Source organism: Pseudonocardia sp. ICBG1034 (genome assembly GCF_020131375.1).
Lineage (GTDB): Bacteria > Actinomycetota > Actinomycetes > Mycobacteriales > Pseudonocardiaceae > Pseudonocardia > Pseudonocardia alni.
This window is the reverse complement of sequence record NZ_JAHLEK010000003.1, coordinates 1-9,589: the sequence shown is the minus strand read 5'-3', so window position 1 is coordinate 9,589 and position 9,589 is coordinate 1. Positions and strand designations below refer to the sequence as shown.

Genomic DNA, 9,589 nt, shown 5'->3' with positions numbered 1-9,589 from the left:
CCCGGGAACGCCCGCCGGACCTGGTCGTCACCGACATCATGATGCCGGTCCTCGACGGCATGGAGCTGCTCGCGGCGCTGCGCGGCGACCGTCGTACGGCCGGGGTGCCCGTCCTGCTGCTCTCCGCCCGGGCCGGTGAGGAGGCCGCGATCGAGGGCCTCGCGCGCCGGCGCGGACGACTACCTGGTCAAGCCCTTCTCCGCAGCCGAGCTCGTGGCCCGGTCAACGCCCACCTGAAGCTGGGCCGGGTCCGCCGCGACGCCGAGGCCCGGTTCACCGCCATGGCCGACCTGGCCCCGGCCCTGATCTGGGTCGCGGACCGGACGGCGCGCGGACCTACGTGAACTCCGGCTGGCAGGAGTTCACCGGCCGCGACGTCCCCGCGGACCTCGGCGACGGCTGGACCGACGGGCTGCACCCCCAGGACCGCAGCGCTACCGCGACCGCGTGACCCCGGCGCTCGCGTCCGGGACGGGCTGGCAGATCGAGTACCGGCTCCGCCGCGCCGACGGCGCCTTCCGCTGGATCCTCGAGCACGCCGTCCCGCTGCACACACCGGCACCGACGGGACGGTCACCGGCTGGGTGGGCAGCGGCACCGACATCAACGTCCGGTACCGCGAGTCCGAACGCCAGACGCTGCTCGCCCGGCTCAGCCGGGAGCTGGACGGCTCCGACGGCGTCGACGACCGGCTGCGGCGGCTGACCGCGCTGCTCGTCGAGACCCGGCTGGCCGACGTGTGCACGGTCCGCCGCGTCGACGACGCCGGGCAGCTCGTCCGCGTCGCCCGGTACGGTCCGGACGCCGCGACCGGGGAGGCGCTCGACGAGCGCCCCGCCGAGACCTCGTTCGGCCTCCGGGTCCTCGACACCGGCGCCGCCGTCCTGTGGGACGACACCGCCCCCGGCGCGACGGTCCCCGGCTCCTCGATCCCCGCACGCTCCGCGGTCGGGGTGCCGCTGTCCGCGCGCGGCCGGACGCTGGCCGTCCTGGTGCTGGTCCGGGGCCCGCGGACCACGCCGTACACCCCTGACGACATCGAGCTCGTCACCGAGCTCGCCGACCGGGCCGCGCTCGCGCTCGACAACGCGCTGCTGCTCGCGGACGAGCGGGCCAACGCCGACCGGCTGGCGCTGCTGCAGCGGGCCACCGCGCAGCTGTCGGCCGCCGCCGACCCGACCGAGGTCGCCCGGACCGTCGTCACCCACCTGACGGCGCTGCTCGGCACCTGCCGGATCGCGGTCTACGAGCTCGACCCGGCCGGGCAGCAGCTGCGGGCACTGGCCCTGCACGGCGTCACCGACCCGCAGGCGTGGCGCGAGGTGCCGCTGACCTCGCCGGTGCCGGCGGCGGTGACCGCCCGCCAGGCCCGCGCGCTGTGGCTGGAACCGGGCACCGACTGGCGGGAGCGCCACCCGGAGACCGCCACCCTGCTCGACGGCCTCGGCCACGCGACCCTCTTCACCCTCCCGCTGGTCACCGCCGCCCGCACCGTCGGCGTCATCGCGGTCGCGTTCGGGACGCCGCGCCCGCTGACCCCGAACGAGCGCGCCACCCTGCTCGCCCTGACCGACCCGGCCGCGCAGGCGCTCGAACGCGCCCGGCTCTACCGCGCCGAGCGGGAGGTCGCCCACACCCTGCAGCGCACGCTGCTGCCCACCCGGCTGCCCGACCTCGACACCGTGGAGATCGCGGTGCGCTACCAGGCCGGCGCCGCGGGCACCGAGGCCGGCGGCGACTGGTACGACGTCGTCGACCTCGGCGACGGGCGGATCGGGCTGTCGGTGGGTGACGTCGTCGGACAGGGCGTCGCGGCGGCCGCGGTGATGGCCCAGCTGCGCACCGTGCTCTCCGGGGCCGTCCGGCAGGGCCGCGACCCCGCGTCCGCGCTGGAGCTGCTCGACGAGTTCGCGACCTGGATCCCCGGTGCCCGCTACTCGACGGCGGCCTGCGTGGTCGTCGACCCCGGCCGCGGGGAGCTGCGCTGGGCGCGGGCCGGGCACCTGCCCGTGCTGGTCGTCGACGAGAACGGCAGCCGTTACCTCGCGGGCGGCCACAACCCCGTCCTCGGCGTCCGCGGCCGGCCGCCCTTCGGCGAGGGCGTCGCCCCGATCGCGGCCGGGCAGACGCTGGTCCTCTACACCGACGGGCTCGTCGAGCGCCGCGGCGAGGTCGTCGACGAGGGGCTGGACCGGCTGGCCCGGATCGCCGCCGAGGTCGCGGGGCTGCCGCCCGAGCAGTTCGCCGACCAGATCGTCGGCCGGGCCCTGGCCGGGGCCGCCCACACCGACGACGCCGCGCTGGTCTGCGTCCGCGTCCTCCCGCCCGACATCGACCTCACCGTCCCCGGGTCCGCCCGGGAGCTGCCGGCGATGCGCCGCCGGGTCCGGCGCTGGGCCGGCCATGTGGGCCTGGCCGAGGACCTCGGCGACGACCTGGTCCGAGCGATCGACGAGGCCGCCGCCAACAGCGTCGAGCACGGCTACGCCGAGTTCGACCCGCCCGGCGAGGTGCACCTGCGTCTCGGCTACACCCCGCACGACGGCGTCCGGGCCCGGGTCGCCGACACCGGCCGCTGGCGGCCGCCGCCGCCCGACCCCGGCTACCGCGGACGCGGCCTGCAGATGATCCGCGCCATCGCCACCACCGCCGAGATCGACACGGCGGGCGGGGGCACCGTGGTGCGCATGCAGATCACCCCGGACCCGCGCACGCCCGCCGTGGCGCAGCACCCCGCGCCGCCCGTACGGCCCTCCCCCGGACGCCGGCGCACCGAGCTGCACGACGACGGCCGCAGCGGCGACGCCCGCCGCCTCACCCTGGCCGGCGACCTCGACCTCGCCGGGGCAGCCGAGATCCGCGACCGGCTCCTGGAGCTGGTCACCGCCGGGCCGGTGCTCCTCGTCCTCGACGGACCGACCTACGTCGCGAGCAACGGCGCCGCCCTGCTCGCCGAGGCCGCCGACCGGGCGGGCGCCCGCGGGCACCGGCTGCGGGTCGAGGTGCCGCCGGGTCCGGCGCGGCACGCGCTGGAGCTCTCCGGGCTGCTCACGCTCCTGGGGTGAGGGCCCGGCGGCCCGGCACACAGCTGCCTGCCGAGCCGCCGCGAGCCGGTCAGCGGCAGACCACGTCGTCGGGCGGGAGTGTCCCGTCGACCAGGTACGACGTCGTGACCCCCAGCGCGCACGGGGTGTTCCCGACGCCGGCGTAGACGCCGTGGCCGCTCCCGTTCTCGACGACGAGCCGGGCCCGGTCGCCGAACTTCTCCCGGAGGAGCTCACCGCCGCGCAGCGGGGTGACCGGGTCGTGGCGGTTCTGCACGATCAGCACGTTCGCCGGGCCCTCGTCGAGCACACGGACCGGCGGCTCGGCCGGCTCGTACGGCCAGAAGGCGCAGGGCAGCACGTTCGCGCTCGCCGCGCCGTACACGGGGAACCGCTCGCGGTCCTGCGCCACCGCCCGCTGGTAGGCCGCGACGTCCCGCGGCCAGGCGACGTCGTTGCAGGTGGTGGCGAGGAACGCCGTGTACGCGTTGTCCTGCGGCGACGGGCCCGCGGGCGGTGCCGGGGCGGGCGGCGCGTCGCCGGACAGCAGCGACTGCCAGGCCGCGGCGGTGCTGCCGTAGAGGGTCGGGCCGTACAGACCGACGAAGGTGGCGGCCCGGAACACCCGCCCGTCGACCCCGGCCGACGGCCGGTCGTCGAGCCGCGCGGCGAGCCGGAGATAGGTCTCCCGCACCTCCTCCGGGGTGGCGCCCAGCCCGTAGGTGTCGTGCCGGTCGGCGGCCCAGCGGGCGAAGTCCCCGAAGGTCTCCTCGGCGCCGAGTGCGTAGCGGCGGATGCCGTCGGGGTCGAGGTGGGTGTCACCGACGTTGCTGTCGAGCACGACGCGGTCGGAGCGGTCGGGGAACAGGGAGGCGTAGGCCGCCCCGAGCGCCGACCCGTAGGAGAAGCCGAGGAAGCTCGCCTTCTCCTCGCCGAGCGCGGCCCGGATCCGGTCCATGTCCCGGGCGACGTTGGCGGTCGTGACGTGCCGCAGGTGCCCGTTGCGGTCGTTCACCGCGCACCGCTGCGCCACCTCCCGCGCGACCTCGGCCGTCCGCAGGACCGCCGCGTCGTCGGCGGCGTACGGCGGGATGTTGCCGATGTAGTCCAGGTCGGCGCCGCCCCCGCCGGCCGGAACAGGCGCATCCGGGCGTCGTCGTCGAGCCGCAGGACGGCCGCGAGCGCCTCCAGCACCGTCGCCTACGCGGTCGACACCTCCCCCGAGATCGACGTCGACGAGATCCTCGTCCGGCCGGTCCGGCAGCGCTGAGCGCCGGCCGGGCCGCCTCCTGAGGAGGCTCCCGGCCGGGCTGCGACCGGGCGTGGGTGTGCGGGGCGGCGACCGGTGTGCCACATTACGGGGGCGTGACCGTGCCGTCCCGTGGTGCGGTCCCGGCCGTTCCCGCACCGGCCAGGTCGCGTGGTCGCTGTCCTGGCGGCTCGTTCCGACGCGTGAGCCGTGCGGTCGTGAGGACCGCTCGTCCCGTGTCCCGAGGGTCGACCGGAGAGCACGCATGACGACGTCCCCGCCCACCGGCACGTCCCCCCGTCGTACCCGTCCGACGACGGCGGGCGGGTTCGGCGAGCTGGCCGCCCTGGTGTCCGGGGCGGGTCTGCTGCAGGAGGCCCGCCGCACCTACCTGCTCCTGTTCGCGGCGAACGCGGTCCTGCTCGCGGGCGGCCTCACGGTGTTCGTGTGGCTCGGCCCGTCCTGGTGGCAGCTGCTGCTGGCGGTGTTCTTCGCGGTCGTGACCACGCAGCTGGCCTTCATCGGCCACGACGCGGGCCACCGTCAGATCTTCGCCGGCCGGCGTGCCAACGACGTCGTCGGCTACCTGCACGGCGGGCTGGTCGGGCTGAGCTACGGTGCCTGGGTCACCCAGCACACCGCGCACCACGCCCATCCCAACCACGCCGACGACGACCCGGACATCGACATCCCGGTGCTCGCCTTCAGCCCCGAGCAGGCCGCCGCCACGCGGGGCCCCGTCCGTTGGATGGTCGGCCACCAGGCGTACCTGTTCCTCCCGCTGCTGTTCCTGGAGGGGTGGAGCCTGCACCTCACCGCCGTCCGGGCGATCCTGCGCCGAGAGGTCCCCCGCCCGCGGCTGGAGGCGGCGTTGCTCGTCGCGCACGCCGTCGGGTACCTGGGGGCGGTGTTCTGGGTCCTCGCGCCGGTGCAGGCCGTCGCGTTCGTCGTCGTGCACCAGGGGCTCTGGGGCGTGTACATGGGCCTGGCGTTCGCTCCGAACCACAAGGGGATGCCGGTCATCCCGGCGGGCCGTCGACTGGACCACCTGCACAAGCAGGTGCTGACCTCGCGCAACGTGCTCGGCGGCCGGGTGCTCGACGTCGCGCTGGGCGGCCTGAACTACCAGATCGAGCACCACCTGTTCCCCCGCATGCCGCGCCCGCACCTGCGCCGCGCTCAGCCGATCGTGCAGGAGTTCTGCACCACCCACGGCCTGCCCTACACCCGGACCGGTCCCCTGCGTTCCTACGCCGAGGTCCTCCGTCACCTGCACGAGGTCGGCGCCCCGCTGCGGCGCCCCACCGGGCCACCGGCCGGCTGACCCGTCCCCGGGTCCGCTCGGGGCGACAACCCCGAAGGAGAACCACCAGCATGGACGACCCGACCCCCTCGACCGCCTCCGACCACACCCCGGACGAGCTGTGCCCGGTCTGCCCGCACCCCTGGGAGGACCACGACGCGATCGACCGGAGGTTCTGCTCGGCGAAGATCGCGGGTGGGTCCTCGCAGGGGTGCGTCTGCGCGAAGGGGTGACCGCACCGCGCCGTACCGCCGCCGGGGCGGGGTGACTACGTCGTCGCCACCAGCAGCTGCTGCCCCAGCGCCCGCAGCGGGTCCGTGTCACCGGGCAGCGCCGCGACCGGCCGCAGACCGGCGGCGGCGAGCTCGGCCCACCACTGCCGTTCGGTCAGGAAGATCCGGTCGGTGCCGGCGCGCAGGTCCCCGCTGCCCGCGGCGGCCGCGCCCGGACGCGCGGACATGAGGAACTGCATCGACACCAGCGCCGGGAGGTGCTCGCGGGTCGACTCGACCAGGGCGAGCACCCCGCCGGGGGCCAGTACCCCGCGGACGGCGGCGAGCGTCGCGCGGACGTCGACGGCGTTGTGCAGGACGTTCGCCGCGACGACGAGGTCGTGGCGGCCGTCGTGGGCGGCCAGGTCGGTGGTGACGTCGAGCAGCGCGGTCCGCACCCCGGGGAACCGGGTCGCGGCCAGGTCGAGGAAGAACCGTGAGACGTCGGTGAACAGGTAGTCGACCGGCGCCTCCCCCAGGCCGTCGAGGACGGCGCGGGTGCTGCCGCCGACGCCACCCCCCAGCTCCAGGACGCGCAGCGGCTCCGCCCGGGTCCGTGCGGTGGTCGCGGCGAGGTGGGCCAGCGCCCCGTTGAGGTAGGTGTTGATCGTGTTGTCCTGGTAGCTCGCCAGGGCGGTGGCGATCTCGCCGTCGGGGAACAGCAGCGCCTGCAGCGGCACCTCGTCGCGCAGCAGCGCGGGCAGGTGGGCCATGGCGGCGGCGAAGAACTCGACCATCGCGGGCGGGTAGCCCAGGTCGGTGCACGCCGCGTGCAGCGCGCCGTCCGGCTGCGGCCCGGGGTCGCCGTGCGCGGCGAGCTCGGCCCGCCACCGCCGCACCAGCCACGCGTGCCGCGGGGCGACGTCGGGGTCCCCGGCGTCGAGCACCGAGGCCATGGCACGCAGCGCGACGGCGTCGAGCCGGGCGACCGCGTCGGCAGGGCCCGCGTCGCCGGCCGGTGCGCCGCCGGGCAGCGCGGCCAGGCCCGCCGCGTCGGCCGCGGCGACGTCGTCCGGCCCGGCGACGGGCAGCAGGACCGTCGCGTCGGTGCCGGTGAGACGCCGCGCGAGCGGCCCGACCCGGCTCCGCACGAACGCGGGGAACGGCTCGTGGGCCCGGCCCGGGCCGGCCAGCCCGGCGGCGGGCCGGGCGGCCGCGGCGGCGGGCCGGGCGACCGCCAGCAGCTCGGGGTCGTCCGGGTCGAGGAGGACGGCGGCGTCGTGACCGGCGAGGTCGGTGCGCAGCCGGGCCGCGGTGACCGCGTGCGGGCCGGGACGCAGCAACGCGTTGGGGATGCCGCGCAGCAGGACCGGCTCCGCCCCGGCCAACGGGTCGCCGGTCCAGTCCAGGACCTGCGGGACCGGCGAGGGTCCGGCGTCGACGTGCAGGACGGCGTCGAACCGGTGGCGCGACAGCTCGGTGTCGTCGGTGAGGGTCTTGGCGTGCACGGCGACGGCGATCCGGCGCCCGCCCGCGAGGGCCGCCGTGGCGAGGGCGGCCGGGTCGACCAGCAGCTCACGGTCCGTCGCGGCGCGCTCGGCGACGGTGCGCGCCAGGGCGTCGTCGTCGGGGGCGGGCCCGGTGGCGGTGACGGTCTCCCGCCAGTGCCGCAGGTGCAGGCCCGCGTGCCGCACGTCGCCGACGACGACCGTCCCCCCGGCCGCGACGACCGCGGTCGCGGTACGGAGCACCTCGGTCAGGTAGGCGAGGTCGGGGAAGCACTGCGTCACCGAGTTGATCACCACGCAGTCCGGTGCCCGCCCGCCGAGCGCCTCCCGGACGGCGGCCGAGCCGGCCTCGTGCGCGGCGCCCCGCACGACCCGCACCCCGGGCGCGGCGGCGGCGCGGTGCCGGTCGACGACGTCGCCCGCGATGTCGGTGCCGACGTAGGCCTCGACGTGCGGGGCGATCCGCTCCAGCAGCATCCCCGTGCCGCAGCCCAGCTCCAGCACCCGGCGCGGGCGCGCGGCGAGCACGAGCTCGGCCGTGCGGTCGGCCCACTCCCCCATGTGCGCGGCGGGCAGCGGCGCACCGGTCCCCGAGGCCCGCCAGCCGGCCAGCGGCGACGGGTCGGAGTAGGTCCAGTCGTAGACCTCGGTCCAGTGCTCGCGGTGCTCGACGACGAGCGCGCCGTCCGGCGGGACGAGCGCGGCCGGGTCGACGACGACCCGGGTCAGGTCCTCGTCCCGGGTGATGCGCGCGATCCAGGGGTGGGTCGGGTCGGCGGTGGGTTCGGTGCGCACCGGGCGGTTCCTCTCGGTCTGGGTGACGGGGTCGGGGCGGGGTCGACGAGGTCGACGACGTGGTCGGCGCGTTCGACCAGCGCGCGGTCGTGGGTGGTGGCGAGCACGGCGAGGCCGTCGGCCCGGGCGGCGTCGAGCAGGTCGAGGACGGCGGCCGTGGTCGCCGCGTCCAGCGCGGAGGTCGGCTCGTCGGCGAGCAGGACCGCGGGCCGCACGGCCAGCGCACGGGCCAGCGCGACCCGTTGCCGCTGCCCGCCCGACAGCGCCGCCGGGCGCCGTCCCGCCACGTCGGGCGGCAGGCCGACCGCGCCCAGCAGCCGGACCGCCTCGGCGCGGGCGACGGCGGCGGGCATGCCGTGGAGCCGGCGCAGCGGGCGGGCGACGGCGGCCCCCGCGGTGCGGGCCGGATTGAGCTCGTGGACGGGGTGCTGCCCGACCAGCGCGACGACGCCCGGGGTGCGGTCACCCACCGGCCACGGCGTGGCGGAACCGGCCAGTGCGAGGGTGCCCCCGGTGACCGGCCGCACCCCGGCCAGTGCCCGGAGCAGGGTGGTCTTGCCGCAGCCGGACGGCCCGGTGACCACGGTCAGCCCGCCGGGCCGCACGGGAACGTCCACGTCCGCGGCGGCCCCGGGGACGGCCGTGGTGACGTGCCGCGCGTCGAGGACCGGCACCGCGGTGGGCGACGGCGGCGTTCCGGCCCGGGACGGCGGCGGACCGGCCGGGGCCGGCGGCGGCGCGGGGGCGCCCACCCGCACGACCCGGTCGGCGACCGCGGCGACGGCCGGGTCGTGGGTGACGACGAGGGTGACGCCGCCGCGGGCGCGCAGCAGCTCGACGACGACGGCGGTCGCGGCGGGGTCGAGGCCCGCGGTGGGCTCGTCGAGCACGAGCAGGGCGGGGTCGCCGGCCAGCGCCCTGGCGAGCGCGACCCGGCGGGCCTGGCCCCCGGAGAGCCGGTCGGGCCGCAGCCCCCCGACGGCCCCCGGGTCGAGGCCGACCGCACGCAGCGCCGCGTCCGGGTCGGGGACGGGCAGCTGGGCCCGGGCGTCGCGCAGCGGGTGCAGCGCCGGGTCCTGCCCCAGCAGCCCGAGCGTGCGCCGTCGCCAGCGGCGTCCCCGGGGCAGCGGAGCGCCTTCCCAGCCGACACCTCCCGAGACGGCGCGCAGGCCCCCCGGCAGGGTGCCCAGGACCGCGTGCAGCAGCGTGGTCTTGCCGCTCCCCGACGAGCCGACGACGGCGACGACCTCCCCGGGGTGCGCGTCGAGGTCGGGGCCGTCGAGGACGACGCGCCCGTCGGGATCGAGGACGCGCAGCCCGCGCACGGTGAGCCCGGGGCCGGTCTGCACCGGGCCGCCGGGGACCCGCTTGTACCGGTGCGTGCGGAGCACGAGCCGCAGCGAACACCACCGGCCAAGCACCGTCAGCGGACCGCCACCGAGCGCGACGGCCGGGGCGAGCACCGCAGCCGGGTTCAC

Annotated in this window: 8 protein-coding genes and 1 pseudogene; 6 read left to right on the top strand and 3 right to left on the bottom strand. The window is 77.4% G+C overall.

The annotated features are described in order from the left end of the window. The 3 genes and pseudogenes from KPF22_RS00135 to KPF22_RS00125 form a co-directional block, all read left to right on the top strand. A partial coding sequence (locus KPF22_RS00135) for a response regulator (protein WP_224400899.1) occupies window positions 1-344 on the top strand: 344 nt, incomplete at its 5' end. Between the two features lie 103 nt (window positions 345-447). Then, window positions 448-492: pseudogene (locus tag KPF22_RS33505) on the top strand (hypothetical protein); the annotation flags it as partial. A gap of 92 nt (window positions 493-584) precedes the next feature. Next, window positions 585-3,065: a SpoIIE family protein phosphatase gene (locus tag KPF22_RS00125; RefSeq protein ID WP_224400898.1), complete on the top strand. Its 2,481-nt coding sequence runs from the start codon at window positions 585-587 to the stop codon at window positions 3,063-3,065. 49 nt (window positions 3,066-3,114) lie between these two features. On the opposite strand, the gene KPF22_RS00120 is transcribed toward KPF22_RS00125, so the two are convergent. Next, window positions 3,115-4,059 carry an alpha/beta hydrolase gene (locus KPF22_RS00120; RefSeq protein WP_224400897.1) on the bottom strand — a complete coding sequence of 315 codons (945 nt, stop codon included), beginning with the start codon at window positions 4,057-4,059 and terminating at the stop codon, window positions 3,115-3,117. Here KPF22_RS00120 and KPF22_RS32840 point away from each other — a divergent pair. The 3 genes from KPF22_RS32840 to KPF22_RS00105 all read left to right on the top strand — a co-directional run bounded on the left by KPF22_RS32840 (window position 4,039) and on the right by KPF22_RS00105 (window position 5,829). Beyond that, window positions 4,039-4,314: a hypothetical protein gene (locus tag KPF22_RS32840; RefSeq protein WP_224400896.1), complete on the top strand. Its 276-nt coding sequence runs from the start codon at window positions 4,039-4,041 to the stop codon at window positions 4,312-4,314. The two genes, KPF22_RS00120 and KPF22_RS32840, sit on opposite strands and share 21 nt — an antisense overlap. Before the next feature lie 244 nt (window positions 4,315-4,558). Then, window positions 4,559-5,617: an acyl-CoA desaturase gene (locus KPF22_RS00110; RefSeq protein WP_224400895.1), complete on the top strand. Its 1,059-nt coding sequence runs from the start codon at window positions 4,559-4,561 to the stop codon at window positions 5,615-5,617. Between the two features lie 50 nt (window positions 5,618-5,667). Then, entirely contained in the window at window positions 5,668-5,829 is a 162-nt protein-coding gene (locus tag KPF22_RS00105) for an RGCVC family protein (RefSeq protein ID WP_224400894.1), read from the top strand. Window positions 5,830-5,864: 35 nt separating this feature from the next. Here KPF22_RS00105 and KPF22_RS00100 read toward each other — a convergent pair whose 3' ends face one another. Together KPF22_RS00100 and KPF22_RS00095 are read right to left on the bottom strand one after the other, a co-directional pair. Further along, window positions 5,865-8,111, bottom strand: coding sequence for a methyltransferase (locus KPF22_RS00100; RefSeq protein ID WP_224400893.1), 2,247 nt, complete (start codon window positions 8,109-8,111; stop codon window positions 5,865-5,867). Next, a partial coding sequence (locus KPF22_RS00095) for an ABC transporter ATP-binding protein (RefSeq protein WP_224400892.1) occupies window positions 8,042-9,589 on the bottom strand: 1,548 nt, incomplete at its 5' end. The genes KPF22_RS00100 and KPF22_RS00095, both read right to left, overlap by 70 nt.